Origin of the sequence: Microbacterium sp. str. 'China' (assembly GCF_002993305.1) — a bacterium.
In the GTDB taxonomy this organism is placed as follows: domain Bacteria; phylum Actinomycetota; class Actinomycetes; order Actinomycetales; family Microbacteriaceae; genus Microbacterium; species Microbacterium paraoxydans.
Genome location: NZ_CP027434.1, coordinates 1 through 25,351, shown reverse-complemented (window position 1 = coordinate 25,351; position 25,351 = coordinate 1). Strand labels below are relative to the sequence as shown.

24 protein-coding genes and 2 tRNA genes are annotated in these 25,351 nt (G+C 68.3%); 8 read left to right on the top strand and 18 right to left on the bottom strand.

Going from position 1 to position 25,351, the window contains the following annotated elements; genetic code table 11:
• Position 1: 1 nt before the first annotated feature.
• From C6C15_RS00125 to pknB, 3 genes are read left to right on the top strand one after another with little or no spacing between them, the layout of a single operon-like run.
• Positions 2-1,456, top strand: coding sequence for a peptidoglycan D,D-transpeptidase FtsI family protein (locus C6C15_RS00125; protein ID WP_060922721.1), 1,455 nt, complete (start codon positions 2-4; stop codon positions 1,454-1,456).
• Positions 1,453-3,198, top strand: coding sequence for a serine/threonine-protein kinase (locus C6C15_RS00120; protein WP_082750095.1), 1,746 nt, complete (start codon positions 1,453-1,455; stop codon positions 3,196-3,198). The genes C6C15_RS00125 and C6C15_RS00120 overlap by 4 nt, the downstream gene beginning before the upstream one ends.
• A gap of 50 nt (positions 3,199-3,248) precedes the next feature.
• The gene (gene pknB, locus C6C15_RS00115) at positions 3,249-4,940 is read left to right on the top strand and encodes a Stk1 family PASTA domain-containing Ser/Thr kinase (protein WP_105948959.1); all 1,692 of its coding nucleotides are present in this window, start codon (positions 3,249-3,251) and stop codon (positions 4,938-4,940) included.
• A gap of 18 nt (positions 4,941-4,958) precedes the next feature.
• Here pknB and C6C15_RS00110 read toward each other — a convergent pair whose 3' ends face one another.
• Genes C6C15_RS00110 through C6C15_RS00105 form a run of 3 tightly spaced genes read right to left on the bottom strand, consistent with a single transcriptional unit; the run spans position 4,959 to position 6,563 of the window.
• On the bottom strand, positions 4,959-5,591 hold the full coding sequence (locus tag C6C15_RS00110; RefSeq protein WP_105948958.1) for an anthranilate synthase component II: 633 nt from the start codon (positions 5,589-5,591) through the stop codon (positions 4,959-4,961).
• Positions 5,588-5,743 carry a membrane protein gene (locus C6C15_RS17175; RefSeq protein WP_036292274.1) on the bottom strand — a complete coding sequence of 52 codons (156 nt, stop codon included), beginning with the start codon at positions 5,741-5,743 and terminating at the stop codon, positions 5,588-5,590. The genes C6C15_RS00110 and C6C15_RS17175 overlap by 4 nt, the downstream gene beginning before the upstream one ends.
• Positions 5,744-5,768: 25 nt before the next feature.
• Positions 5,769-6,563, bottom strand: coding sequence for a class E sortase (locus C6C15_RS00105; protein WP_060922725.1), 795 nt, complete (start codon positions 6,561-6,563; stop codon positions 5,769-5,771).
• Between the two features lie 104 nt (positions 6,564-6,667).
• On the opposite strand from C6C15_RS00105, the gene C6C15_RS00100 reads away from it, so the two are divergent.
• Positions 6,668-6,907: a cell division protein CrgA gene (locus tag C6C15_RS00100; RefSeq protein ID WP_025102888.1), complete on the top strand. Its 240-nt coding sequence runs from the start codon at positions 6,668-6,670 to the stop codon at positions 6,905-6,907.
• Positions 6,908-7,060: 153 nt separating this feature from the next.
• On the opposite strand, the gene C6C15_RS00095 is transcribed toward C6C15_RS00100, so the two are convergent.
• Together C6C15_RS00095 and C6C15_RS00090 are read right to left on the bottom strand one after the other, a co-directional pair.
• A complete protein-coding gene (locus C6C15_RS00095) occupies positions 7,061-7,954 on the bottom strand; it encodes a rhomboid family intramembrane serine protease (RefSeq protein ID WP_105948957.1) in 894 nt (297 codons plus the stop codon).
• A gap of 21 nt (positions 7,955-7,975) precedes the next feature.
• The gene (locus tag C6C15_RS00090) at positions 7,976-8,533 is read right to left on the bottom strand and encodes a peptidylprolyl isomerase (protein ID WP_025102886.1); all 558 of its coding nucleotides are present in this window, start codon (positions 8,531-8,533) and stop codon (positions 7,976-7,978) included.
• A 146-nt stretch (positions 8,534-8,679) separates the two neighbouring features.
• Between C6C15_RS00090 and C6C15_RS00085 the strand changes: the two genes are divergently transcribed.
• Together C6C15_RS00085 and C6C15_RS00080 are read left to right on the top strand one after the other, a co-directional pair.
• Positions 8,680-9,177, top strand: coding sequence for a hypothetical protein (locus C6C15_RS00085; protein WP_025102885.1), 498 nt, complete (start codon positions 8,680-8,682; stop codon positions 9,175-9,177).
• Positions 9,174-9,656 (top strand): aminoacyl-tRNA deacylase, encoded by a 483-nt coding sequence (locus tag C6C15_RS00080; protein WP_234024183.1) that lies wholly within the window; start codon positions 9,174-9,176, stop codon positions 9,654-9,656. Before C6C15_RS00085 ends, C6C15_RS00080 begins: the two co-directional genes overlap by 4 nt.
• A gap of 14 nt (positions 9,657-9,670) precedes the next feature.
• On the opposite strand, the gene C6C15_RS00075 is transcribed toward C6C15_RS00080, so the two are convergent.
• Positions 9,671-10,093: an NUDIX hydrolase gene (locus tag C6C15_RS00075; RefSeq protein WP_060922727.1), complete on the bottom strand. Its 423-nt coding sequence runs from the start codon at positions 10,091-10,093 to the stop codon at positions 9,671-9,673.
• Positions 10,094-10,227: 134 nt separating this feature from the next.
• Between C6C15_RS00075 and C6C15_RS00070 the strand changes: the two genes are divergently transcribed.
• Both C6C15_RS00070 and C6C15_RS00065 read left to right on the top strand, forming a co-directional pair.
• Positions 10,228-10,674 carry an iron chaperone gene (locus tag C6C15_RS00070; protein ID WP_060922728.1) on the top strand — a complete coding sequence of 149 codons (447 nt, stop codon included), beginning with the start codon at positions 10,228-10,230 and terminating at the stop codon, positions 10,672-10,674.
• A gap of 50 nt (positions 10,675-10,724) precedes the next feature.
• Complete coding sequence (locus C6C15_RS00065) at positions 10,725-11,846, top strand: M24 family metallopeptidase (protein WP_105950716.1); 1,122 nt, start codon at positions 10,725-10,727, stop codon at positions 11,844-11,846.
• 9 nt (positions 11,847-11,855) lie between these two features.
• Here C6C15_RS00065 and C6C15_RS00060 read toward each other — a convergent pair.
• The 12 genes from C6C15_RS00060 to dnaA form a co-directional block, all read right to left on the bottom strand.
• A tRNA-Ala gene (locus C6C15_RS00060) sits at positions 11,856-11,931 on the bottom strand.
• 26 nt (positions 11,932-11,957) lie between these two features.
• Positions 11,958-12,031, bottom strand: a tRNA-Ile gene (locus tag C6C15_RS00055).
• Positions 12,032-12,117: 86 nt separating this feature from the next.
• Positions 12,118-13,026, bottom strand: coding sequence for a DUF4097 family beta strand repeat-containing protein (locus tag C6C15_RS00050; RefSeq protein WP_158698483.1), 909 nt, complete (start codon positions 13,024-13,026; stop codon positions 12,118-12,120).
• A complete protein-coding gene (locus tag C6C15_RS00045; RefSeq protein WP_060922731.1) occupies positions 13,023-13,712 on the bottom strand; it encodes a LuxR C-terminal-related transcriptional regulator in 690 nt (229 codons plus the stop codon). The genes C6C15_RS00050 and C6C15_RS00045 overlap by 4 nt, the downstream gene beginning before the upstream one ends.
• Positions 13,700-15,073: a sensor histidine kinase gene (locus C6C15_RS00040; protein WP_105948956.1), complete on the bottom strand. Its 1,374-nt coding sequence runs from the start codon at positions 15,071-15,073 to the stop codon at positions 13,700-13,702. Before C6C15_RS00040 ends, C6C15_RS00045 begins: the two co-directional genes overlap by 13 nt.
• Before the next feature lie 161 nt (positions 15,074-15,234).
• On the bottom strand, positions 15,235-15,639 hold the full coding sequence (locus C6C15_RS00035; RefSeq protein ID WP_025102877.1) for a DUF3566 domain-containing protein: 405 nt from the start codon (positions 15,637-15,639) through the stop codon (positions 15,235-15,237).
• Positions 15,636-18,191: a DNA gyrase subunit A gene (gyrA, locus tag C6C15_RS00030; protein WP_105948955.1), complete on the bottom strand. Its 2,556-nt coding sequence runs from the start codon at positions 18,189-18,191 to the stop codon at positions 15,636-15,638. The genes C6C15_RS00035 and gyrA overlap by 4 nt, the downstream gene beginning before the upstream one ends.
• Before the next feature lie 72 nt (positions 18,192-18,263).
• Positions 18,264-20,345 (bottom strand): DNA topoisomerase (ATP-hydrolyzing) subunit B, encoded by a 2,082-nt coding sequence (gene gyrB, locus C6C15_RS00025; RefSeq protein ID WP_082749948.1) that lies wholly within the window; start codon positions 20,343-20,345, stop codon positions 18,264-18,266.
• A gap of 118 nt (positions 20,346-20,463) precedes the next feature.
• On the bottom strand, positions 20,464-20,970 hold the full coding sequence (locus tag C6C15_RS00020; protein ID WP_105948954.1) for a DUF721 domain-containing protein: 507 nt from the start codon (positions 20,968-20,970) through the stop codon (positions 20,464-20,466).
• Complete coding sequence (gene recF, locus C6C15_RS00015; protein WP_060921325.1) at positions 20,963-22,177, bottom strand: DNA replication/repair protein RecF; 1,215 nt, start codon at positions 22,175-22,177, stop codon at positions 20,963-20,965. Before recF ends, C6C15_RS00020 begins: the two co-directional genes overlap by 8 nt.
• Before the next feature lie 52 nt (positions 22,178-22,229).
• A complete protein-coding gene (gene dnaN, locus C6C15_RS00010; protein WP_025102872.1) occupies positions 22,230-23,372 on the bottom strand; it encodes a DNA polymerase III subunit beta in 1,143 nt (380 codons plus the stop codon).
• 487 nt (positions 23,373-23,859) lie between these two features.
• Positions 23,860-25,251 carry a chromosomal replication initiator protein DnaA gene (dnaA, locus tag C6C15_RS00005; RefSeq protein WP_060921326.1) on the bottom strand — a complete coding sequence of 464 codons (1,392 nt, stop codon included), beginning with the start codon at positions 25,249-25,251 and terminating at the stop codon, positions 23,860-23,862.
• Positions 25,252-25,351 lie beyond the last annotated feature (100 nt).

Below are 25,351 nucleotides of genomic sequence, written 5' to 3'. Positions count from 1 at the left end.
CATGACCAAAGAGCTCCGCAGACTCAGCATCGTCATGCTGTTCATGTTCATCGCGCTGTTCGCCGCGACGAGCTGGATCCAGGTCGTCGAGACGGACGGCCTGTCGCAGAACCCGCACAACAAGCGCACCCGGCTGGACAGCTACGAGATCCAGCGCGGCGCGATCATCGTCGACGGCACCGCGATCGCCAACTCGGTCCCCAGCGACGACCAGTACCGATTCCAGCGCGTGTACACCGACGCCGAGATGTGGGAGCCCGTCACCGGCTACTTCAACCCCGCTCTGGGCTCGGCCACCGGCATCGAGGAGGCGATGAACGCCGACCTCTCCGGCACCGGCTCGAACGCCTTCTTCGCGGAGATCGAGCGCATCCTCTCCGGCCAGCCTCAGCGCGGATTCAGCGTCGAGCTCTCGTTGAACACGGCAGCGCAGCGCGCCGCCACCGAGGCCCTGGACGGCCTGCAGGGCGCCGTCGTGGCGATGGACCCGAAGACCGGGCGCATCCTCGCGCTGGCGTCCACTCCCGGCTTCGACACCAACAGCATGGCGACCCACGACGCGAACGCCGCCAACGCCACCTACGACCAGCTCGTGGCCGACCCCGGCAAGCCGCTGTCGAACCGCGCGATCGCCGGTGACCTCAATCCCCCGGGCTCGACGTTCAAGATCGTCGTGGCGGCGGCCGCCTACGCCAGTGGCGAGTGGACGCCGGAGTCGACCCTCCCCAACCCCGCCTCGTACACGCTGCCGGGCTCGAACAGTCGTGTCTCCAACGCATGGGGCGGCACCTGCGGCTCCGGTGCGACGGTCACGATCGCCGAGGCGATCCGTCTCAGCTGCAACATCCCCATGGCCGAGCTCGCCGTCGAACTCGGCGACGACACGATCCGGGAGATGGCGGAGAAGTTCGGGTTCAACCGCAGCTTCGACATCCCGCTCACCTCGACGCCCTCGAGCTACCCCCAGGGACTCGACGACGCGCAGACCGCCCTCACCGGATTCGGTCAGGGACAGGTGACCGCGACGCCCCTGCAGATCGCCATGGTCTCGGCCGGCATCGCCAACGACGGCGTCGTGATGAACCCGCAGATGGTCGACGCCGTGATCGGCAACGACCTCTCGGTGATCCGGTCGTTCGACAGCACCGAGTTCGGTCGCGCCATGGAGCCGGACGTGGCGGACGAGGTGACCTCCGCCATGGTCGCCAGCGTCTCAAACGGCGCGGCGCAGGGTGCAAGAATAGACGGGGTCGACGTGGCCGGTAAGACCGGAACGGCGGAGAACGGAAACAGGCCGCACACGCTGTGGTTCACGGGGTTCGCCCCCGCGGACGACCCCGCGGTCGCGGTAGCGGTCGTCGTCGAGAACGGCGGCGGACAGGGTCAATCAGGAAGCGGGGACACCATCGCCGCTCCGATTGCGAAGAAGGTCATAGAGGCGGTGCTGGGCAGATGAGGCCGACGCAGGGTGTGTCGTTCGGTGGTCGCTACGAGCTGCAGTCGCGGATTGCGATCGGCGGCATGGGCGAGGTGTGGGAGGCGACGGATCACGTCATCGGACGCACCGTCGCCATCAAGATCCTCAAGGACGAATACATGGGGGACCCCGGGTTCCTCGAGCGGTTCCGCGCGGAGGCGCGTCACGCCGCGCTCGTCAACCACGAGGGCATCGCCAGCGTGTTCGACTACGGCGAGGAGAACGGCAGCGCCTACCTCGTCATGGAGCTCGTTCCGGGTGAAGCCCTCTCGACGATCCTCGAGCGGGACGGCGCGCTGAGTGCCGACAAGACGCTCGACATCGTCGCGCAGACCGCTTCGGCCCTCCAAGCCGCGCACGCGGCGGGTCTCGTGCACCGCGACATCAAGCCCGGGAACCTCCTCATCACGCCGGACGGCCGCGTGAAGATCACCGACTTCGGTATCGCCCGCATCGCCGACCAGGTACCGCTCACGGCGACCGGGCAGGTCATGGGCACGGTGCAGTACCTGTCGCCGGAGCAGGCATCGGGTCACCCCGCCTCCCCCGCGACCGACACGTACTCGCTGGGCATCGTCGCGTACGAGTGCCTCGCCGGCAAGCGCCCCTTCACCGGCGAGTCGCAGGTCGCGATCGCCATGGCGCAGATCAACGAGCAGCCCCCGCCGCTGCCGCCGACGGTCCCGATCCCCGTGCAGAACCTGGTCATGGCGATGATCGCGAAGAAGCCGGCGGACCGCCCGTCCTCCTCGGCCACGGTCGCCCGCGCGGCCCAGGCCCTCCGCCGCGGAGACCTGAACTCCGCCGCCATCGCCGTGCCCGCCATCGCGACGGGCGGCATCGCCGGGGACGACGACGCCACGCGGATGCTGACCGCGACCGGCGACGACGGCACGACGAGAATCCTGCCCACCACCGCGCAGCTGCCCACCGACGAGGCCGCGGCGGACGAGCAGGAGAAGAAAAAGAAGAAGAAGAGTGCGTGGACCTGGCCGCTGATCGCGCTGCTGGTCCTGCTGCTCATCGTCGTCGCCGGCACGCTGTGGGCGCTGTTCGGCAACCAGGGCAAGGACACCGACCCCGACCCCACCGGGTCCGCGAGCCGCACCCCCACGCAGACCCAGACGCAGACGCCCTCGCAGGAGCCCACGCCCGACGAGACCCGGGTCGACGTGACCGCGCTCGGGCTCAACGGCATGGACTGCGGCACGGCGACCGCGACGCTCAAGGAGGCCGGGTTCTCCGACATCGCCTGCGGTGAGGGCGACCCCGCCCCGAGCGACGGCGACGTCGGCAAGGTCTACCGGGTGCAGCCGGAGGGGAACGTCGCGACGACGACCCCGATCGCTCTCACGGTCTACGCCGGCCGCACGCCGCTGCCGACGCCGACGGACGAGCCGACGATCACCGGCGACCCGATCGCCGGCAGCACCGTGACGATCTCCTGGGGCACCGGTTTCACCTGCCCCAGTGGCACCACGCTGTCCGGCTACGTCGTTTCCCTGCAGAACGGCACCTTCGCTTCGGGCGGGCCGAACTTCCAGCCGACGGAGCGCAACGCGCAGGTGACGGTCGGGGACGCCGTGGGGAAGCAGCTCATCGCGACGTATCAGGGCCTGTGCTCCGGGGGCGACCAGCGCACGTCGAACGCCTCCCCGCCGCTGTCCGTCACGATCGTGGCCCCGGAGGACGGCGAGGGTGACAGCGAGGACGGCGCCTAAGGGTAGCCTGAGTATCCAGTCCAGCCGCAGTCGTTTCCAGGGGGTCATCCGTGTCCACAGAGCCACAAGTCATCGCGGGCCGGTACCGCGTCGACGAGCTCATCGGGCACGGCGGGATGGCGAAGGTGTACCGCGGGTACGATCTGACGCTCGGCCGCGAGATCGCGATCAAGATCCTCGACCCTGAGCTCGCCCGCGACACCAGTTTCCGTACGCGGTTCCGTCTGGAGGCGCAGTCGGCGTCACGCATGTCGCACCCGTCGATCGTGCGGGTGTATGACGCCGGCGACCCCTCAACGGTCGACAGCTCCTCGGACGAGCCGCCGTACATCGTGATGGAGCTGGTCAAGGGCACCCTGCTCAAGAAGATCATCGCCGATGGCCCCGTGCCCGTCGAGGATGCGGTGCGCTACGTCGACGGGATCCTCGAGGCGCTGGACTACTCGCACCGCGCCGGCGTCGTTCACCGCGACATCAAACCGGGCAACGTCATGGTCACCGACAAGGGCCAGGTGAAGGTGATGGACTTCGGCATCGCCCGCGCGGTGTCCGACTCCTCCTCGACCGTGGCCGAGACCACCCAGATCATCGGCACCGCCGCCTACTTCTCGCCCGAGCAGGCCAAGGGCGAGCCGGTCGATGCTCGTGCCGACCTCTACTCCACAGGCGTGGTGCTCTACGAGCTGCTGACCGGACGGCAGCCGTTCCGCGGCGAGTCGCCGGTCGCCGTCGCCTACCAGCACGTCAGCGAGACGCCGGTCCCGCCCTCCGAGGTCAACGAGGAGTCGCCCGCAGCCCTGGACCCGATCGTGCTGCGCGCCCTCGCGAAGGACCCGTATCAGCGGTATCCGGACGCCGCTCACTTCCGCGCCGCTCTGGACGCCGCGGTGACCGGCGCCGCTCCCACGCGCAAGCAGATCGGCGCCCTGACCAGCGAGCTCTACGGCCCGAGTCCGCGCCAGGCGCAGGAGACGGCGCGGTCGCTGCGTCAGCTCAGCACCGACACCACGATGGCCCGCACACAGTCCGGACCGCCCGTCGCGTGGATCTGGGCGGGAGTCGCGCTGCTGGCGGTGCTCCTGGCGTCCGTGCTGTTCTGGGTCTGGACCATCAGCATGCGCCCCGCCGACGTGCCGAGCACCTCGAGGCTCGTCCCTGATCTGACGAACGTCGCCTCCGAGCGCGCGCAGGACGACCTCGCGGAACTGGACCTCTCCTCGAAGATCGTCATCGAGTCGAGCCCGTCGATCGCCGAGGGCAACGTCATCCGCACCGATCCCGAGGGCGGCGTGTCCGTGGAGAAGGGCTCGACGGTCACCCTCTACGTGTCCTCCGGCGAGGAGACGGTGGTCGTGCCGAAGCTCGAGGGGATGTCCCTCGATGCCGCGACGAAGGCGCTGAAGGCCGCCGGCCTCGAACTCGGCACGGTGACGCAACGCAATGACAAGGGTCTCGCCGCCAACACGGTGATGACGGCGAGCGAGCAGGCGGAGGCCGAGGTGGCTCCGGGCACCGTCGTGAACCTCGAGGTCGCCAGCGGGAAGGTGACGCTGAACAACGTCGTCGGCTGGTCCATGGACTCGGCGACGCAGGCGCTCGACGACCTGGGACTCACGCCGGTGCCGACCGAGGCGCCGGAGTGCCCGGCGACGGATCCGGCGACGGTGCACTCGATGTCCATCGCTCCGGGCGATGTCCCCGTCGGGTCGTCGGTCGAACTCCGCTACTGCACCGGGTCCTGACGCGGGACGCGCCGCGGCTCAGCGCGTCAGCGGATCGAGGAGGGCGGAGCGGGCGACGGCCTCCTCGTCGCCGCAGAGGCGGAGCCAGTTGGCGAGGAGCCGGTAACCCCCTCGGGTGAGGACGCTCTCCGGATGGAACTGCACCCCGTGCAGCGGCAACGTCCGGTGCGCCAGCGCCATCACGGTGCCGTCGGGGGCGGTGGCGATGACCGCGAGGTCATCGGGGAGGTCTACCGCGGACAGCGCGAGCGAGTGATAACGCCCGACGTCGAAAGGTGAGGGGATCCCTGCGAACAGGGCGGAGCCGTCGTGGCGGACCGCCGAGACCATGCCGTGCATGACCTCGGGAGCAGACCGGACGGCCGTGCCGAAAGCGGCCCCGATGACCTGATGCCCGAGACACACTCCAAGCGTGGGGATCCCCCGCCGCACCGCGATGCGAGCAGCGTCGATCGAGACGCCGGCATCGGCAGGAGCCCCGGGACCGGGGGAGAGCAGGAGCGCGTCATGCGCGCCGAGAAGCTCCTCGAGCTCGGCCGCGTCGGTCGCGTCGGACTCCACGAGCGTGGTGTCCGCACCGAGCTCGCGGAGATATCCCACGAGGGTGTGCACGAAGCTGTCGTGGTTGTCGACCACCAGGACGCGCGTCATTCGACGTCGACCTCGCCGGGGGAGATGAGGGGGCTGACCCAGGGGAACACGTACCAGAACAGCGCGTAGAGCACCGCGGCGATCACCACGAGCAGGATGAGGACGCGCAGCCACCACGGACCGGGCAGCAGGCGCCAGAGTGCGGCGTACATGGGTCTTCTCTCTCCTGGAGGCGGGTCACACGGACGGTGCGGCCGGCGGGGGCGGCGGGTCGGTCAGAGCGGACGGGGGTCCCTCGGCTCGCGGCTGGAAGCTCTCGAACACCCCGTACGCGACGATGCGCTCGGCGAGCGAGTACAGCGGTGAGCAGGCCGTCAGGGTGATGTACTGCTCCCCCGTCTGCTGCTCCGGCATCTGCGGCACATCGGCGAGCACGTCGGTCTGCGTCGGCTTCACGTACTCCAGCGTGCGGAACCGATAGGTGTACCAGCCGTCAGGGGTCTCCACGACGATCGCGTCGCCGACGTGCAGCTTGTCGAGCTGGTTGAACGGCTTGCCCCAGGTCGTGCGGTGGCCGGCGAGCGAGAAGTTGCCGACCTCTCCAGGCATCTTCGACTGCGTGTAGACGCCGATGCCCTTCTGATCCAGGGTGCGCGCGCGACTCGTGCCGCCGTAGATGCCGAAGTTGTAGTCGGCGCCGAACCGGGGGATGTGCATCTGTCCGAACCACTCCCCGTCGGCCGGTGCCGCCGGGACGGGCGCCTCGTAGACCGTCTCACCGTCGTCCGTCTCGACCAGCGGCGGCAGTTCCGGTGCCTCCCCCGCGGCGAGCTGCTGCGAGATCGCGGCCCCCTCCTCGTTCTTCTGCGCCGCGATGATGATGTCGCCGATCCACATCTGCCAGGCGACGAAGAGGAGCACGACGACGCCGGCGGTCAGGAGGAGTTCGCCGAGCACACTCGCGAACGTGGCGCGCGACCGGGGTCGCTGCCGCCGCTCGCGCCGCCCCCCAGGCACGACAGATGCAGTCATGGGCGTGATCATATCCGCCCGACCTGTGCAGCAGGAGCCGGGGCGCCGCCGATCGACGTCCTCACGTCTCGTCGGCGCCGAGGTCTCCCGGGTACAATGACGGCATGGCACGTGACCGCAAGACCGAAGAACCCGCCGTCGAGCGCGCCGAGGGCGACGCCGCTCCCAACGCCGTCTGGTTCAAGCCGGTGATGATCGGCTTCATGCTCCTCGGCCTCGCCTGGATCCTCGTCTTCTACATCTCGGGCATGCAGTTCCCCATCCCCGGCCTCGACAACTGGAATCTGGCCATCGGTCTGGGCATCGCCCTCATCGGATTCCTCATGACCACTCGCTGGCGCTGACCGCTCAGAACGAAAGGAACCCCTCGCCTCTTCGGCGAGGGGTTCCTTTCGTCTGTGCGGCAGGCGTCGAGTTATCCACAGGTTATCCCCACACTGGGGAGAATTACACCGATGTTATTCACAGGGGTTAACAACCCTGTTAACAACTCAGGATCAGGCCAAAAGGATGAGGGGCGGCACCACGGCGACCACGACGATCAACAGAACCACCAGGGCGGCGAGCGACACGATCTGCCAGGTCCGCTGGTCACGGCGCTTCGTGCGGACGTAGATGAGGGCGACGAGCGCGCCCGTGATCGCGCCGCCGAGGTGCGCCTGCCAGGAGATGCCACCGGCGAAGAACCCGAAGGCGAAGTTGATGCCGAGGATCACGAGGATGCCGGTGACGTTGGCCCCGATGTGGCGTCCGATGATCAGGAGGGACGCCAGGAGCCCGAAGATCGCCCCGGAGGCGCCGACCGTCCACGTCTCCGGAGCGAGGACGGCCACCGCGACGGATCCGCCGAGACCGCTGATGAGGTACAGCGCGAGATAGCGGACACGACCGAGCATCGGTTCGAGATTCTGTCCGAGCATCCACAGGGCGAGCATGTTCAGCGCGAGATGCACGAAGCCCCCATGCACGAACAGCACGGTCAGCAATCGCCACGGCTCGAACGGCAGGAGGGAGAGGTTCGGGTAGAGGAACGGCGCGTAGAAGCCGAGAGCCTGGATGATCGGGGCGTTGAGCCCGGGGATCAGCTGCACCAGGCCGATGAACGACGTCACCGCCAGCAGGACGTACGTGACGACGGGCTTGCCGCTGCGCACGGCGCCCATGGTCGTGGCCCCACCACCACGCCACCGACGCGCGGCCTTCTTCTGAGCGGGGGTGCGGTTCTTGCGCTCCGCGTTCATGCACTCCGGGCAGATGACGCCGACCGGGGCGGGCGTCTGACACTCGGGGCAGATGGTGCGCAGGCACCGCTGGCAGAGCACGAAGGACTGCCGATCCGGATGCCGGTAGCAGAAGTTCTCACGGTTGTTCGTGAACTCGGGCGTCGTCATCCGGATCGGCCGTCGCTGTCGTCAGGCGGCGACGATGTCGATCGACTGCAGCACCACGGGCTCGATCGGGCGGTCGCCCGCCGCCGTCGGGACCGCGGAGATCGCGTCGACGACCTTGCGCGATGCGTCGTCGGCGACCTCCCCGAAGATCGTGTGCTTGCCCTGCAGCCACGGGGTCGGGTCGGTCGTGATGAAGAACTGCGAGCCGTTGGTGCCCTCGACCTTGCCGGTGATGGCGTTGCGGCGGAGGCCCGCGTTGGCCATCGCGAGGATGTAGGGCTCGTTGAAGTTGAGCTCGTTGTTGATCTCGTCGTCGAAGTTGTACCCCGGACCGCCGACGCCCTGGCCGAGCGGGTCGCCGCCCTGGATCATGAAGTTCGGGATGATGCGGTGGAAGATGACGTCCTTGTAGAGGGGACCCTCGCCCGGCTTGCCGGTGGCGGGGTGCGTCCACTCCTGGGAGCCGTCGGCGAGGCCGACGAAGTTCTTGACCGTCTTCGGGGCGTGGTCGCCGAAGAGGTTGATGACGATGTCACCGTGGTTGGTGTGCAGAGTTGCGACGTGGGAAGCGTGAACCATGCGTTCATTCTCGCAGAGCTTCCGGTGAGCGAGCCGGGCATGTACAACGCGGGAGCCGATGATGCAAGGGGCGGGCGATTCCCTCGCCGCATCCAGCCTCTCGTGGCAAGATGGGGAACCCGTACTCCAATGGACAGGAGAGCATCGTGAGCCTCAGCCGCAAGCGGAAGAAGCAGCTTCGTCGTCTTCAGAAGGACGCGAACCAGCTGTGGGAAGACCAGCAGGTGCTCGTCGGCCACGCTGCCGACGTCGCTCGTGAGGCGGGTCGCCAGCTCGGCAACTTCAATCGCGAGCAGATCGTCCCGGTGGTCCAGGACACCTACAACCGCCGCGTCGCCCCGGTCGTGGACCGCTCGGTCAAGGCCGGCAAGCACGTCGTGGACGACAAGGTCGTTCCGATCGTGGGCGGCGTCGTCGGTACGGCGCTGACCGCCTGGGACGTCGCGAACGCCAAGCGCCACGGCGTCGAGTACAAGGCCCGCAAGGCCGTCTCGCAGAAGAAGGGTCCCGGTCTCGGATCCGTCATCGCCATCGTCCTGGGTGCTGCGGCCGCCGTCGGCGTGCTGTACGCCGCCTGGCAGGCGCTGCGGGCCGACGACGAGCTCTGGGTCGCCGACGACCCGCTGTCGGCTCCCGACGCGTGACCACTCCCGACCCGCACGCGCGGGTGAGGGATGCTGCGGCCGCCCGCGGACTCGACATCGAGATCCGCGAGCGGCCGCAGGCGCGTAGCCTCGTCGAAGCCGCCGAGATCCTCGGCATCCCGCCGTCCGCCATCGTGAAGACCCTCGTGGTCAAGCGCTCGGACGGCACCTATCTGTTCGCGCTCATCCCCGGTGGTCGGTCCATCTCCTGGCCGAAGCTGCGGGCCGTCGTCGGAGTGAACAAACTCCGCCTGCCCGAACCCGAGCTCGCTCTCGCGGCGACCGGTTACGAGCGCGGAACCATCGTCCCGATCGGCAGCACCACGGATTGGCCTGTCTACGCCGACGCCTCCATCGTCGGCGAGCGGGTCGCGATGGGCGCGGGCGCGCACGGCTACAGCCTCTTCGTCGACGCCGACGCCCTCATCGCGGCGTACGGCGCGACCGTCGCCGACATCTCGGTGCCCGAAGAGCGCTGACCGTCGCCGGAGCCTCAGAGCAGGCCGGCCATCCGCAGGGCGATGTCCACCAGCCGTACACGCTGCAGTCCGGCGACCGCGGAGAGCGCGAACCACTCGGCGCGATCGGTGGAGCCGTCCGTCTCCCAGCGCAGCTTCCCCCCGGTGACCTCGGCCCGATAGACGATGCGCAGGGTATGCAGGGGGTCGGACGACTTCTGCACGCGCCGTCCGGCCGGGATGACACGGGAGTGGATGCCGAGGAGTTGCCCGACCCGGACCGTGTACCCGGTCTCCTCGCGGAGCTCCCGCCGCACCGCATCCTCCGGCGCCTCGCCCGGTTCCAGGCCGCCGCCCGGGAGCGTCCACGCCACGCGTCGGCCCTCCGTCCACCGCGCCAGCAGGAGGCGCCCACCCTCATCGGTGACGACCCCGTATGCGGCGACGCGCAGGTCCATGCGTCACACCTTATCCGGGTCTCGGGCCGTCCCTCGCCGCGTGACGATCGGGGTGATCGATCACGAATCGAGAAGCCCGACATCACGCGCCGTCCCTACGCTGGGAGCATCATCCGGCCCACGAGAGGAACATCATGGCTGACACCGAGAAGAACTTCACCGCCGAGGAGCGCGAGGCCATGCAGGCCGCCGCCAAGGAGGCCCGCACGCGACGCTCGCGAGCGAAGAAGTCGCCGGAGGAGCTGCGCGCGGCCGGAGAGGCCGACCTGAAGGAGGCCGTCGCCAAGCTCACCGATGAGGACAGGGCCCTTGCGGAGAAGCTGCACGCGCTGGTCTCCGAGGTGGCGCCGGACCTCGTGCCGCGCACGTACTACGGTATGCCCGCGTGGGGGCGCGACGGGAAGGTGCTGTGCTTCTTCCAGCCGGCCAGCAAGTTCAAGGTCCGCTACGGCACCTTCGGGTTCGAGCCGATCTCCAACCTCGATGACGGCACCGTCTGGCCGACCGCGTACGCGGTGACCGCGCTCACGGAGAAGGACCTCGAGTTCCTCGCCGGACGCATCCGCCAGGCGATCAGCTGATCCCGAAGTGGATCTGACGCAGCGGGGTCGCGCGCGTTAGCGTGGTGCCTGTGAGCACCCTTCCCTTCTCCGCCGCCGTCTACACCCGCCGTCTCGCACGCGCGCAGGAGCGCGCCAAGGAGGCTGGCCTCGACGCGATCATCGTCGGTCCCGGCCCCGACCTGCAGTACCTCCTCGGTGTCGAGGGTGACACCATCGAGCGGCTGACCGCCCTCGTCCTGCCGCCGCAGGGCGCGGCGACGGTCATCGTCCCGCGGATGGAGCTCGCCAAGGTGCGCAGCACGGCCGTCGGAGAACTCGGACTGACCGTCGCCGATTGGGTCGACGGCGACGATCCCTACGCCCTCGTCGCCGCGGCGACCGGTCCCGTCTCCCGCGTCGGGGTGTCGGATGCGCTTCCCGCGTTGCACGTCGTCCCGATCGGGGAACGGCTGCAGGCCCGGCTCGAACTCGCCACGCCGGTGCTCCGCGAGGGCCGGATGACCAAGGACGACGAGGAGATCGCCGAGCTGCGCCGAGCCGGCGCGGCGATCGATGCCGTGCACCGCCGCGTGCCCGGCTGGCTGCGCGCCGGCCGCACCGAGCGGGAGGTCGCCGCCGACATCGCCGCGGCGATCGTGGAGGAGGGGCATCGGACCGTCGAGTTCGTCATCGTCGGGTCGGGGCCTAACGGGGCCGACCCGCACCACGAGGTCTCCGACCGGGTCATCGAGGACGGCGATGTGGTGGTCGTCGACATCGGGGGCGCCGTTCCGAGCGGCTACAACTCGGACAGCACGAGGACCTACGTCGTCGGAACGCCCGATCCGGCAGCCGCGGACCGGATCGCCACTCTCGTCCGGGCGCAGCAGGCCGCCGTGGATGCGGTGCACCCCGGGGTCACCGCGGCGGAGGTCGACGCGGCCGCCCGCTCGGTTCTCACGGAGGCGGGGCTCGGCGAGGCGTTCCTGCACCGCACGGGTCACGGGATCGGCGTCTCGGTGCATGAGGAGCCCTACATCGCCCCCGGCAACGACCTCGTGCTCCGCGAGGGCATGGCCTTCAGCATCGAGCCCGGCATCTACTTCGCCGGCGAGTGGGGAGCCCGCATCGAGGACATCGTGGTCGTGACGGCAGACGGGGCCGAGCGACTGAACACGGCGCCGCACGAACTCACGCCGGCCGATCGGTGAGGGAGAGGATGGTGGAGCCTAGGAGATTCGAACTCCTGACATCCTGCTTGCAAAGCAGGCGCTCTACCAACTGAGCTAAGGCCCCGTGAGGGAATTCTTGAATTGAAAGGGTGGGGCTACCAGGACTTGAACCTGGGACCTCTTCATTATCAGTGAAGCGCTCTAACCGCCTGAGCTATAGCCCCGTCAACCTCCAGAACATTACCGGAGTTTCGGCGAAAATCCGAATCGAGGGCGAGGACCCCCTCCGGGATCCTCGCCCTCGGCCGGGTCACCGTCCCGGACTGACGTCCACGCTGCCGGCCGACACGGACACGTCGATCGTGCGGCGAGCGCTCGGGGACTCGTCGACCCGGGCATCGAACGAGCCCGCGTTGACGTCCTGACTGATCCGATACTCCACGTCGGGAAGGGTCAGATTCAGCGATCCGGCGCTCACGTCGATCGTGGTCGTCGTCGGCGCATCGCCGGTCAGCTCCACCGTCAGATCGCCTGCAGCGATGCCGAGATCCGCCTGGTCGACGCCGTCCAGGAGGACGTCCGCGCGTCCCGCGTTCATCTGCACATCGAAGGCCGAGGCCGCACCGGAGACGTCGAGGGATCCGGCGTTGATCTGGACCTCCAGCGTGCCGAACTCACCGGAGACGTCGAGAGCGCCGGCATCGAGCGTGAGACTCGCGTCGAGGTCGGAGCCGCTGAGCTCCTCCGGAAGGGTGAGGACGGCACGCTCGTCGTCGCCGAACCAGTTGCCGAACCACCAGCCGAAGGCCGGCCGAGGACTCCGGACGACGAGCTCGTCCGCCTCGCGCTCGAACGTCCACGAACCGCGGCCGTTGGTCACGGAGAGCTCCGCCGCGTCCACATCGCCGAAGTCGATGCGGACCATACTCGCGTCGGCGTCGAGATCGATCGCGGTGACGCCGTCGACGTCCACCGTCTGCACCGAATCCGGCCGGCTGGAGGAGAGGAGGGTGCCGGTCGCCGCGACGGCCGCCGTGCCTCCGGCTCCGAGCAGGGCGATCCCACCGACCACGGCGGTGACGATCATCACCGCCGTCGCTCCGGACGAGCGCTGGGGTCCGGGCGCGCCGGGCGCCGGCGTGGGTGAGGCCGCGGACGGCGGCGGGGGAGGAGTGATCGGGGTGTGTCCCCCCTGTGCTCCGGTGTTCTCGGTGGTCATCGTGTGACTCCTGTCTGGCCGTTCGGCGGCGTCGTGCCGCCCGTGTTCTCGAGGTGGGCGAGGGCGGCGAGCACGCGGCGGTTGCCCGACTCGTCCTGTTCGAAGCCCAGCTTCTGGAAGATGGAGGTGATGTGCTTCTCGACGCTCGCCGCCGAGAGGAAGAGGAGGCCGGCGATCGCCTGGTTCGACTTGCCCTCGGCGAGCAGGGCCAGCACGGTGCGCTCCCGCTCGGTGAGCCGCATCATGCGGTCGTCGCGGTTCCGCCGGGTCAGGAGCTGAGCCACCACTTCCGGGTCCAGCACCGTGGCGCCGTCGGCGATGCGCTGCACCGAATCGATGAACTCGGCGACGTCCGCCACCCGGTCCTTCAGGAGATAGCCGAGCGGACCGCCCTGCGCGGCGATGAGGTCGGACGCGTAGCGCTCTTCCACGTACTGCGAGAGCACGAGGATGGCGAGCGCCGGGTGCATGGCCCGCAGATCCAGGGCCGCGCGGATGCCCTCGTCCGTGAAGGTGGGCGGCAGCCGCACGTCCAGGATGCAGAGGTCGGGCGTGGTCGAGAGCACGGCCTCGCGAAGACCGGTCGTGTCGGTGAGCGCGGCGACCACCTCGTGGCCTGCGTCTTCGAGGAGGCGCACCAGGCCCTCGCGCAGGAGGACGGAATCCTCGCAGATCAGGATGCGCATGGCACGTTCACCTCCAGGCTGGTCGGACCGCCCTGGGGGCTGTCGAGTCGAAAGGTCCCGCCGGCGGCGAGGATCCGGTTCGCGATGCCGTCGAGGCCTCCGCCCGGGATCACCTGGGCGCCGCCCATGCCGTTGTCCTCGACCCGCGCCCAGAGGGTGTTCCCCTCACGGAGCCGGACCGTGACGCGCGCTTCGCTCGCTCGGGAGTGCTTCGCCGCGTTGGTCAGCGACTCGGCGATGGAGAAGTACACCGCCGCCTCCGCATCGCGCCCCGGCCGCGCAGCCCCGGAGCCGTAACCCTGGCTCCCCGAGCCGCCACCCTGGGTCCCTGAGCCGTACCCCTGGGTCCCTGAGCCGCCACCCTGGGTCCCTGAGCTTGTCGAAGGGTCCATCCGCACGTCCAACTGCACGGGGATGGGGGAGCGGCTGGCGAGCGCCGACAGTGCGGCGTCCAGGCCGCGGTCGTCGAGCACCGACGCGTGGATGCCTCGTGCGAGCTGCCGGAGCTCGGTGATCGCCGCCTTCGTCGACGTGTGCGCCTCGGAGATGAGCTCCTTCGCGGCGTCGGGGTCGGTGTCGATCTTCTGCTGGGCGAGCCCCAGCGTCATCCCGACCGAGACGAGCCGCGGCTGGACGCCGTCGTGCAGGTCGCGCTCGATCCGCGTCCGTTCCAGGTCGGCCGCGCGGACCGCTCCCTCTCGCTGGGCGGTGGATGCCCGCACGCGCTCGGTGAGCTCGACCTCCCGGGCCCGGGCGACGATCGCCAGAGCGATCGTGCGAGCCAGGAGCGCGAGGCCGATGATGCCGGCCGCCGAGGCGAGCGCGCCGAGGATGCCGATCAGGGGCGCCCAGGACACCGGGATCTGCCCGCCGCCGAAGGGACCGATGATCGTCTCTACCGACGTCAGCGGGGCGAAGGCGATGAAGATCGACCAGAGGAAGGCCCAGAACAGCCGGAGCACCACGAACCCGAGGACGGCGGTGATGGCGAAGTTCGCGACCGCGCGCCACATCCGTCCGTCGATGGCCTGCCGCCCGAGGGAGCGGAGCCAGCCGCCGAAGCCGGGCCGGTCCCGAGGCTGGAGCCGCAGCGGGGCGTTCGGCACCCGGTACAGGCCGGCGACGCGGGCGATCTCGAACCAGCCGACGCCGAAGAGCGCGTACACGAGGCCTACGAGCACCACGATGCCGACGCCGAAGACGAAGAGGAGGCCGAGCCCGGTGCCGAGGAGCCCGCCGAGCATCCCGAAGATGGCGCCCCCGATCACCCCGACACCGGCGAGATGCAGGATCGTGAGGGGGATACGCAGCGGCGGCCTCCCGGTCGCAGCGGCCGCGGGGGTCGCAGTCTGTGTGGTCATGCTTCCACGGTAGGGCCGCCGCGCGACCGCGCCCACCGAGTCAGCCGGACACTCCCGTTCGGGTTTTCCCTACTCTGCCGAAACCCCGTCCTATCGCCGAAACCCCGGCCTGCATCCGTGTGCAGGCCGGGGTCTCGGCGGAAAGGCGGGGTCTCGGAGGCTCAGTTCGACATGAAGCCGACGAGCAGCCCGCCGGTGACCTTCACGGCCAGGTTGTAGATTCCGGCGACGACGGCGCCGAGCACCGTGAACACGATGAGGTTGAGGATCGCGACGACGGCGGCGAACGCCATGACCTGCGGCAGACCCACGAGCTCCGACAGCGGGATGGCGCCGTCGGTGAAGCTGCGCACGAACTCGTCCGCCGTGGACATGATGCCGGTGGCCTGGAGCACGAGGAAGATCAGGAAGAACGACACCATCGTGACCACGGCCAGTGCGACCGCTCCCAGGAACGAGAGCTTCACGGCGGACCAGAAGTCGACGTAGACGAGCCGCAGACGGACCTGCTTACCGCCGGTCTTCCGTGTCGACTTCTTCGCCAGCTTGTCGGCCACTGTGCTCATGCGTCTGTATCCTCGGGTGTCTCAGTCGTCTGGGGGGCCTCGGCATCGGCATCCGGCTCGGTCTCCTCTTCGGTGAGACCACGCTCACCGTTCCGGGCGATGGCGAGGATGCGGTCGGCCTCCGTCGTGCGGGCGAACACCACTCCCATGGTGTCGCGACCCTTGGCGGGGACCTCGGCCACGGCAGAGCGTACCACCTTGCCGCTGGACAGAACCACCAAGACCTCGTCGTCCTCGGACACGATCAGACCGCCCGCGAGAGTGCCCCGATCGTCGTTCAGCTTGGCGACCTTGATGCCGTATCCGCCGCGCCCCTGGACCCGGTATTCCTCGACGGCGGTGCGCTTGGCATAGCCGCCGTCGGTCACGACGAACACATACTTCCCGAGTGCGGCGACCGAAGCGGACAGCAGGCTGTCGCCCTCGCGGAACTTCATGCCCTTCACGCCGGCGGTGGCGCGACCCATCGGGCGCAGGGCCTCGTCGGTCGCCTGGAACCGCACCGACATGCCCTTGCGGCTGATGAGGAGGATGTCGTCCTCGGCGTTGACGAGGAGGGCGCTGACCAGCTCGTCCTCGTCGTTCAGCCGGATCGCGATCACGCCGCCCTGGCGGTTGGTGTCGTAGTTGTCCAGGCGGGTCTTCTTGACCAGGCCTTCGCGCGTGGCGAGGACGAGGTAGTCGGCCACCGCGTAGTCGCGGATGTCGAGGACCTGCGCGATGCTCTCGTCCGGCTGCAGCGCGAGGAGGTTCGCGACGTGCGTGCCCTTCGCGTCACGCCCGGCCTCCGGCACCTCGTACGTCTTCGCGCGGTAGACCCGGCCCTTGTCGGTGAAGAACAGCAGCCAGTGATGGGTCGTCGTGACGAAGAAGTGCTCGACGATGTCGTCGGCGCGGAGCTGGGCGCCCTTGACGCCCTTGCCACCCCGGTGCTGCGAACGGTAGTTGTCGCTGCGCGTGCGCTTGATGTAGCCCTCGCGCGTGACGGTGACGACCATCTCCTCCTCGGCGATGAGGTCTTCCATCGAGACGTCGCCGTCGAAGCCGTGCAGGATGTGCGTGCGCCGCTCGTCCCCGAACCGGTCGACGATCGCGGTGAGCTCTTCGCGGATGATCGTCCGCTGCCGGCCCTCATCGGCGAGGATCGCCTTGTAGTCCGCGATGAGCGCCTCGAGCTCGTTCGCCTGGTCGATGATCTTCTGACGCTCCAGTGCGGCGAGGCGACGGAGCTGCATCTGCAGGATCGCATCGGCCTGGATCTCGTCGATGTCGAGGAGCTTCTGCAGACCCTCGTTCGCATCTTGGGTCGTCTGCGACCGGCGGATGAGCGCGATCACCTCATCGAGCGCGTCGAGCGCCTTCAGGTAGCCGCGCAGGATGTGCATGCGCTTCTCGGCCTCGTTCAGCCGGAACTGCGTCCGTCGCACGATGACGTCGATCTGGTGGGCGATCCAGTTCGAGATGAAGCCGTCGATCGCGAGCGTCCGGGGCACGCCGTCCACGATCGCGAGCATGTTCGCGCCGAAGTTCTCCTGCAGCTGCGTGTGCTTGTAGAGGTTGTTCAGCACCACCTTCGCCACGGCATCGCGCTTGAGCACGACGACGAGGCGCTGACCCGTGCGGTCCGAGGACTCGTCGCGGATGTCGGCGATGCCGGTGATCTTGCCGTCGCGCGCGAGGTCGCCGATCTTGACGGCCACGTTGTCGGGGTTCACCTGGTACGGCAGCTCGGTGATGACCAGGCAGGTCCGCCCCTGGATCTCCTCGACGTTGACGACCGCGCGCATCGTGATCGAGCCGCGGCCGGTGCGGTACGCCTCGTGGATGCCCTTCGTGCCGAGGATCTGCGCGCCGGTCGGGAAGTCCGGTCCGGGGATGCGCTGGATCAGCCCGTCCAGCAGCTGCTCCCGGGGGAGGTCCGGGTTGTCCAGCGCCCACAGCGCGGCATCGGATACCTCACGGAGGTTGTGCGGCGGGATGTTGGTCGCCATGCCGACCGCGATGCCGACCGAGCCGTTGACGAGGAGGTTCGGGAACCGGGACGGCAGAACCGTCGGCTCCTGGGTCTGACCGTCGTAGTTGTCGGCGAAGTCGACGGTGTCCTCTTCGATGTCGCGCACCATCTCGAGCGCGAGCGGGGCCATCTTCGTCTCGGTGTACCGCGGTGCCGCCGCGCCCATGTTTCCGGGGGAGCCGAAGTTGCCCTGGCCGAGAGCGAGCGGGTATCGGAGCGACCACGGCTGCACCAGGCGGACGAGCGCGTCGTAGATCGCCGAGTCGCCGTGCGGGTGATACTGACCCATGACCTCGCCGACGACGCGGGCGCACTTGGAGAACGACTTGTCGGGGCGGAATCCGCCGTCGTACATGCCGTAGATCACGCGCCGGTGCACGGGCTTGAGACCGTCGCGCACATCGGGGAGAGCACGGCCGACGATGACCGCCATGGCGTAGTCGAGATAGCTGCGCTGCATCTCCGACTGCAGATCGACCTGGTCGATCTTGCCGTGCTCGTGGCCCTCAGTGATGTCGGGGCGTTCTTCGTCAGTCATGTGTCTTTCCTGGTTGGCTGAGCTTGTCGAGGCGTCGGATCCCCTGGCACACGCTCAGGGGCCCCGCGGTGATCAGATGTCGAGGAACCGGACGTCCTTGGCGTTGCGCTGGATGAAGCTCCGACGCGATTCCACGTCCTCGCCCATCAGCACGCTGAAGATCTCGTCTGCGGCGGCGGCGTCCTCGATGGTCACCTGGCGGAGCGTCCGGGTGGTGTGGTCCATCGTGGTCTCCCACAGCTCCTTGGCGTTCATCTCGCCGAGACCCTTGTAGCGCTGGATGCCGGCGTCCTTCGGGATGCGCTTGCCGTTCTCCAGGCCGTAGGCCAGCAGCGCGTCGCGCTCGGCGTCGCTGAACACGTACTCGTGCGCCGCGTTCGACCACTTCAGGCGGTAGAGCGGGGGCATCGCGAGGTACACGAAGCCGGCCTCGATGAGTCCGCGCATGTAGCGGAACAGCAGCGTGAGCAGCAGGGTGGTGATGTGCTGGCCGTCGACGTCGGCATCGGCCATCAGCACGATCTTGTGATAGCGCGCCTTCTCGATGTCGAACTCCTCGCCGATGCCCGTGCCGAAGGCCTGGATCATCGCCTGGACTTCCTTGTTGCCGAGCGCCTTGTCGAGACGCGCGCGCTCGACGTTGAGGATCTTGCCGCGCAGCGCGAGGATCGCCTGCGTGTGCGGGTCGCGACCCTGCACCGCCGAACCGCCGGCCGAGTCGCCCTCCACGAGGAAGATCTCGCTGATCGACGGGTCCTTGCTCGTGCAGTCCTTGAGCTTGTCGGGCATCGCTGCCGACTCGAAGACGCTCTTGCGGCGAGCCGTCTCGCGCGCCTTGCGGGCGGCGAGCCGCGCGGTCGCCGCGTCGATCGCCTTGCGGATGACGTTCTTCGCCTGGGTCGGGTTGCGGTCGAACCAGTCGCCGAGCTGATCCCCGACCACCTTCTGCACGAACGCCTTCGCCTCGGTGTTGCCGAGCTTGGTCTTGGTCTGGCCCTCGAACTGGGGCTCGCCGAGCTTGATCGAGATGACGGCGGTCAGCCCCTCGCGCACGTCGTCGCCGGAGAGGTTGTCGTCCTTCTCCTTAAGGAGGTTGTTCGCACGGGCGTAGCGGTTGACGAGCGTGGTGAGCGCCGCCCGGAAGCCCTCCTCGTGCGTGCCGCCCTCGTGCGTGTTGATCGTGTTCGCGTAGGTGAACACGTTCTCCGTGTAGGACGTGGTCCACTGCATCGCGACCTCGAGAGAGATCTTGCGGGCCGTGTCCTCCGACTCGAAGGCGATGATCTCCTCGTTGACGACCTCGGCGTGGCGCACCTTGTTCAGGTACTCGACGTAGTCGACGAGACCGCGCTCGTAGAAGAAGACGTCGCTCGGCTGCTTCGTGACCGCCTGGCCGTCCTCCTCGGTCTCGTACGCCGACTCCGGCCGCTCGTCGGACAGCTCGATGCGCAGTCCCTTGTTGAGGAACGCCATCTGCTGGAACCGGGTGCGGAGCGTGTCGTAATCGAACTCGACCGTCTCCTGGAAGATCTCCGCGTCCGGCCAGAACGTGATGCTCGTCCCGGTCTCCTCGGTGGCCTCGCCCTTCTCGAGCTTCTGCTGCGGGACGCCGCCGTCGGCGAAGCTGTGCCGCCAGACGAAGCCCTTCTGCTTGACCTCCACGTCGAAGCGGGTCGACAGGGCGTTCACCACCGAGGATCCGACGCCGTGCAGACCGCCGGAGACGGCGTAAGCGCCACCGCCGAACTTGCCGCCGGCGTGCAGGATCGTCAGGACCACCTCGACGGTGGACTTCGACGGGTCGGAGGAGTGCGGATCGACGGGGATGCCGCGGCCGTTGTCGACCACGCGCACGCCGCCGTCGGCGAGAAGGGTGACGAAGATCGTGTCGGCGTAGCCGGCCAGCGCCTCATCGACGGAGTTGTCGACGATCTCGTAGACGAGGTGGTGCAGGCCGCGGGGTCCGGTCGAGCCGATGTACATGCCGGGGCGCTTGCGCACGGCCTCGAGTCCTTCGAGGATCTGGATCGAGTCGGCGCCGTACTCACCGGGCTGCTGCTTCTTCGGTGCGGGTGCCGCCGATCCTCCGGCCTGTGAGCCCGACGAAGCGTCGTTGTTCGGTTCCGTCTCGTCAGCAGGGGATTCAGGCGTCATCAGAGGGCATTCTCCAGATCGATATCTCGAATTCCCATTCTAGCGGGGTTTCGAGTCGAAATGCCGCTCAACGGCCGCGTGTGGCCCTCTGAGCGTTTCGGACCCCTTGCATGGTGCCCTACCCGTAGGTATCGCGCGGGCCCCGCCCTGGAACGGCTCTGGGACCCCATTTCCACGAGGGGACGTCCGGTCCGATGAAGCGGAGGTTCTCCACCCCCGCCTCCGGATACCGTCGCCCGATCTCCGTGAGGATGGTCGCGCGCATGAACTGGAGGTTCTTCGCCCAGGCCGTCGAATCGCACTTCACGGTGAGCAGTCCGCGCTCGAGCGACACCGGCTCCGAGTGCTTCGCGGTGTCCGCCCCGGCGAGGTCGGCCCACTGGCGGACGAGGTCTTCCCGGGCGAGCGTCGTCTCCCACCCGGACTCGCGGCTGAGGGTGTCGAGCACGGCACCGAGACTGCCCGGATCGCGCCCGGGGGTGAACGGCGCGTTGTCGTCGACGGTGATCCGTCGCTTGCGCTTCCAGTTCTTGGCACTCGGCTGGAGTCCCCGCAGTCGCAGGTAGGTGGCGACGGTCTCGGGAGCCTCCGGCGCGGCCGCGCTGTCGGTGAGCACATCAGTCATGGCTGGCACCCTCCTCTGCCTGCGATCGGTTCCGTTCGTCGCTGATGGTGCCCGCCGCGATACGGACCACGTGAGCACGGAGCACGTCGGGGATATCCTCCTCCACCGCCGCGGTGACCACCACCTGCTCGTAGCCTGCGGTGAGGGTGGCGAGTCGCTGGCGCCGATCCGCGTCGAGCTCGGCGAAGACGTCGTCGAGGATGAGCACCGGGTCGCCGGCGGGAGACTCGCTGCGCAGGAGTTCTGCGGAGGCGAGACGCAGAGCGAGTGCGACGGACCAGGACTCGCCATGCGAGGCGTAGCCCTTCACGGGGAGGTCGCGGACACGCAGCACCAGATCGTCGCGGTGCGGTCCGGTGAGGGTGAGGCCGCGGTCGAGCTCGTTCGATCGCTTCGCGGCGAGGGAGGCGCGGAACATCTCGGCGATGCGACGGGTGTCCCCGCGCACGTCGTCGCCGGGAGCGGTGCCCTCTGTGTCGTCCCGATCGTCGTCGTCCTCCGGATCGCCGCCGGCAACGGACAGGGCCCAGTCCAGCTGCGGCCGGTGGTCGGCGCCCGCGATCGCCGCGTAGGCGTCGGCCACCGGCTGCTGCAGGTCGGCGGCCAACCGCTGCCGCGCGGTGATGATCTCCGATCCGAGGGACACGAGCTTGTCGTCCCAGACGTCCAGCGTGCTCAAGGCCTCACCGCGGATGCCGCGCGCCCGCGCCGACTTGAGAAGGGCATTGCGCTGCTTGAGCACGCGATCGTAATCGGCCAGTACCGCGGCGAGACGCGGGGTGCGCTGGATGAGGAGCTGGTCGGCGAACCGGCGACGGGCCGACGGGTCTCCGCGGACGATCTGGAGGTCTTCCGGCGCGAACAGCACGACGTGCGCATAGCGGGGGAGCTCGTTGGTCTTCGACGGGGAGCCGTTGATGCGAGCCTTGTTCGATCCCTGCCGATTGAGCTGCACCTCGACCAGCACGCGCCGCTCGCCGTGGGAGAGCCGAGCCCGGATGACGGCGAAGTCCTGGCCGTCCCGCACCATCGGGGCATCGGACGACACCCGATGCGACCCGAGTGTCGCGAGGAAGACCACAGCCTCGGCGAGGTTCGTCTTGCCCTGGCCGTTCCGCCCGACGAGCACGTTCGGCCCTCGGTGCAGCGCGAGTTCCGCGGTCGCGTAATTGCGGAAATCGACCAGGCTGAGGTGCTCCACAATCACGGAGCCAGCCTACCTCCCGGGTCGGACACTCCCTCGGGGCGAGAGCTCGCGCTCAGCGCAGGAGCAGGTTGGGCTGCAGCAGGTACTTGAACGAGTCCAGACCGGCCTGGTCGACGGAGGTCTGGCTGGTGATGAGGACCGGGCTGAGCTTGTTGGCGTTGTCGCTGGAGGTGAACGTCACCCGCACGAACTCGCTCTTGACCGCGCCGAGCGCCTCGATGAGGTACTGCGGGTTGAGCCCCAGGGTCACCTCATCGCCGCCGGAGAGGATCGCGTCGACCGACTCGGACGCGCGGGCGTGCTCGCTGCCGGACGCATCCATCGTGACGCTGTCGGTCGAGAACGTGAAGCGGAGCGGAGCGGCACGATCGAGCACGAGGGACACACGACGGACGGCTTCGATGAGATCGGCGGTGTTGACGACGGCGTAGTGGTCGGTCTGCTCCGGGAAGAGGCGTCGCACCGGGGGGAAGTTGCCCTTGATGAGCAGCGAGGTCACGGTCTTGTTGCCTGCGGTGAACGCGATGATCTCGCGGTCTCCGGCTCCCGAGAACGCGATCTGGATCGTGCCGGCGTGACCGAAGGTCTTCCCGACCTCGACGAGCGTGCGAGCGGGGACCAGCGCGGTCGCCTCGACGGCCTCGCCGTCCCACGGCACGTCGCGGAGCGAGACCCGGTAGCGGTCGGTGGCGACGAGGCTGAGCGTGTGGCCGGTGACCTCGAGCTGGACACCCGTCAACACGGGAGTCACATCGTCGCGGGATGCGGCGAAGCCGACCTGCGCGATCGCGGTGCCGAACTCGTCGGCGGGGACGACGCCGGAGGATCCCGACACCTCGGGGATCGACGGGTATTCCTCGACCGGCATGGCGGCGAGCGTGAAGCGCGCCGAGCCGCAGGTGACGGCGATCCCGCCGTCATCCTCCACGGCGATCTCGATGGGAGCGTTCGGGAGTCGGCTCGCGATGTCCGAGAGCAGGCGGCCGTGGACGAGGATCGTGCCCGGGGTCTCGACCGTCGCCTCGATGGTCGTCCGTGCGGAGGCCTCGTAGTCGAAGGCCGAGAGCGTGAGTCCCGAACCGTCAGCCTCGATCAGGACTCCGGCGAGGATCGGCTGCGGATTGCGCTGGGGGAGCAGCTTGACGACGAAGGACACAGCCTCGCTGAAGACATCGCGGTTGACCTGAAACCTCACGGGTGCTCCCTTGTCGTCGAACATGACGGGTCGTCGTCGGGTCCTGCCAGTGCAGGGAATCCCATGCTAGCCCCACAGTCCTGCGCTTCCCTACGCCGGAGGACTTGTCATGCCTCGGACGGTTCTCCCCACCGTCTGGTGATCGGATCGCACCCTGAATGACTTAACTCCTTAACGGTGTTAACAGTTGTGGATACTGTGGATAACTCGGTGGAAAGCAGACGCGAGTAGGGAACTACAAGCCTGTCACTTGTGGAGACCCTGAGGAATCCGCGGGTGGAGAGGGGGCGGTCAGCGTTTCTTCTTCCCGGGGTTATCCACAGGTTTGCTGGATTGGCCCACATCCGGCACGGCGCGTTCCACGGTCATCCACAAGTTATCCACATGTGCATAGACGCATCTATCCGGCCATGCGGATGGTCAGGGAACGCCGAGAGGGACGCCGTCCGGGTATCGGATGCGGCGTCCCTCTCGTGAGTGCAGGTCGTCAGCGGCGGCCGAGCTGCGTGGTGATCTCGGTCACCTGGTTGTAGATGGAGCGACGCTCTTTCATGAGCTCGCTGATCTTCTTGTAGGCATACATGACCGTCGTGTGGTCGCGGTTGCCGAAGAGCTGGCCGATCTTCGGGAGGGAGAGGCTGGTCCGTTCACGACAGAGGTACATGGCGATCTGCCGGGCGGTGGCGATCTGCTGCGAACGGCTGGACCCGTAGAGGTCGTCGACCGTGAGCTTGAAGTACTGCGCGGTCGCCGTGATGATGTCGGTGGGCGAGATGATGTTGTCCTCGGCCGTGTCGATGATGTCCCGCAGCACGGTCTGGGCGAGGGAGATGTCGAGGGCCGAGCGGTTCAAGCTCGCGAACGCCGACACCCGGATGAGTGCTCCCTCCAGCTCGCGGATGTTCGAGGACACCACCGTGGCGATGTACTCGAGCACCTCGTCGGGGATGTGCAGGGCCTCGCTCTGCGCCTTCTTCCGCAGGATGGCGATACGGGTCTCGAGATCGGGCGCCTGCACGTCGGTGATGAGGCCCCACTCGAAACGGCTGCGCATGCGGTCCTCGAAGCCCGTGAGGTGCTTCGGCGCGACATCGCTGGTGATCACGACCTGCTTGTTGTGGTCGTGCAGCGTGTTGAACGTGTGGAAGAACGCCTCCTGCGTCTCCGCACGCCCCTGGAGGAACTGGATGTCGTCGATGAGGAGGATGTCCACCTCGCGGTACCGGGCTTGGAAGGCGGCGCCACGGTTGTTGGCGATGGAGTTGATGAAGTCGTTCGTGAACTCCTCGCTGGAGACGTAGCGCACCTTGACCCCGGCGTAGAGCGACTGCGCGTAGTCGCCGATGGCGTGCAGGAGGTGGGTCTTGCCCAGTCCGGAGTCGCCGTAGATGAAGAGCGGGTTGTAGGCCTTGGCGGGCGCCTCGGCGACGGCCACCGCGGCCGCGTGGGCGAAGCGGTTGGACTGGCCGATGACGAAGTTGTCGAAGGTGTACTTCGGGTTGAGGCGTGACTCGTGGCGTAGCGCCGTCGGCTGCTCCATCGGTGACTCGGCGCGCACCGGGTCCTGCCGACCATAGTCCGCCACGGCGATGGGAGCGGTGGGCTGATCGGCGAGCTCGTGGTTCACGACCACCCGATACGACGTCACTTCCTCGCCGACATGAGCGAGGGCCTCCATGATGGGCAGGCGCAGACGCTTGTTGATCTGTGCCGCGGTGAGGTCGTTCGGCACCTCCAGATACAGCGTCGCCGACATCACGCCGGCCGGCACCGCGAGGCTCAGGAAGCCCTGGAGCTGCGGGGTGACCCGGTCATCGGATTCCAGCAGCTCCTGCACCGTGGTCCAGATCGGGACATCGGGCTGGGCTGGTGAGGACATGGTGCTCCGGACGACGGATCGGGAAGGGGAGCGCGGGAGAGGCTGCCCTGTGGATAACTACGGATGCCCACGCTAGTCATCGGCGTCGGGAACGGCAACC

Excerpts from the sequence above, each read along its gene's own strand:
- C6C15_RS00125 (WP_060922721.1), top strand. The coding sequence starts at position 2 with ATGACCAAAGAGCTCCGCAGACTCAGCATCGTCATGCTGTTCATGTTC.
- C6C15_RS00120 (WP_082750095.1), top strand. The coding sequence starts at position 1,453 with ATGAGGCCGACGCAGGGTGTGTCGTTCGGTGGTCGCTACGAGCTGCAG.
- C6C15_RS00110 (WP_105948958.1), bottom strand. The coding sequence starts at position 5,591 with ATGACGCGCGTCCTGGTGGTCGACAACCACGACAGCTTCGTGCACACC.
- C6C15_RS17175 (WP_036292274.1), bottom strand. The coding sequence starts at position 5,743 with ATGTACGCCGCACTCTGGCGCCTGCTGCCCGGTCCGTGGTGGCTGCGC.
- C6C15_RS00105 (WP_060922725.1), bottom strand. The coding sequence starts at position 6,563 with ATGACTGCATCTGTCGTGCCTGGGGGGCGGCGCGAGCGGCGGCAGCGA.
- C6C15_RS00100 (WP_025102888.1), top strand. The coding sequence starts at position 6,668 with ATGGCACGTGACCGCAAGACCGAAGAACCCGCCGTCGAGCGCGCCGAG.
- C6C15_RS00095 (WP_105948957.1), bottom strand. The coding sequence starts at position 7,954 with ATGACGACGCCCGAGTTCACGAACAACCGTGAGAACTTCTGCTACCGG.
- C6C15_RS00090 (WP_025102886.1), bottom strand. The coding sequence starts at position 8,533 with ATGGTTCACGCTTCCCACGTCGCAACTCTGCACACCAACCACGGTGAC.
- C6C15_RS00075 (WP_060922727.1), bottom strand. The coding sequence starts at position 10,093 with ATGGACCTGCGCGTCGCCGCATACGGGGTCGTCACCGATGAGGGTGGG.
- C6C15_RS00070 (WP_060922728.1), top strand. The coding sequence starts at position 10,228 with ATGGCTGACACCGAGAAGAACTTCACCGCCGAGGAGCGCGAGGCCATG.
- C6C15_RS00050 (WP_158698483.1), bottom strand. The coding sequence starts at position 13,026 with ATGACCACCGAGAACACCGGAGCACAGGGGGGACACACCCCGATCACT.
- C6C15_RS00045 (WP_060922731.1), bottom strand. The coding sequence starts at position 13,712 with ATGCGCATCCTGATCTGCGAGGATTCCGTCCTCCTGCGCGAGGGCCTG.
- C6C15_RS00040 (WP_105948956.1), bottom strand. The coding sequence starts at position 15,073 with ATGACCACACAGACTGCGACCCCCGCGGCCGCTGCGACCGGGAGGCCG.
- C6C15_RS00035 (WP_025102877.1), bottom strand. The coding sequence starts at position 15,639 with ATGAGCACAGTGGCCGACAAGCTGGCGAAGAAGTCGACACGGAAGACC.
- gyrA (WP_105948955.1), bottom strand. The coding sequence starts at position 18,191 with ATGACTGACGAAGAACGCCCCGACATCACTGAGGGCCACGAGCACGGC.
- gyrB (WP_082749948.1), bottom strand. The coding sequence starts at position 20,345 with ATGACGCCTGAATCCCCTGCTGACGAGACGGAACCGAACAACGACGCT.
- C6C15_RS00020 (WP_105948954.1), bottom strand. The coding sequence starts at position 20,970 with ATGACTGATGTGCTCACCGACAGCGCGGCCGCGCCGGAGGCTCCCGAG.
- dnaA (WP_060921326.1), bottom strand. The coding sequence starts at position 25,251 with ATGTCCTCACCAGCCCAGCCCGATGTCCCGATCTGGACCACGGTGCAG.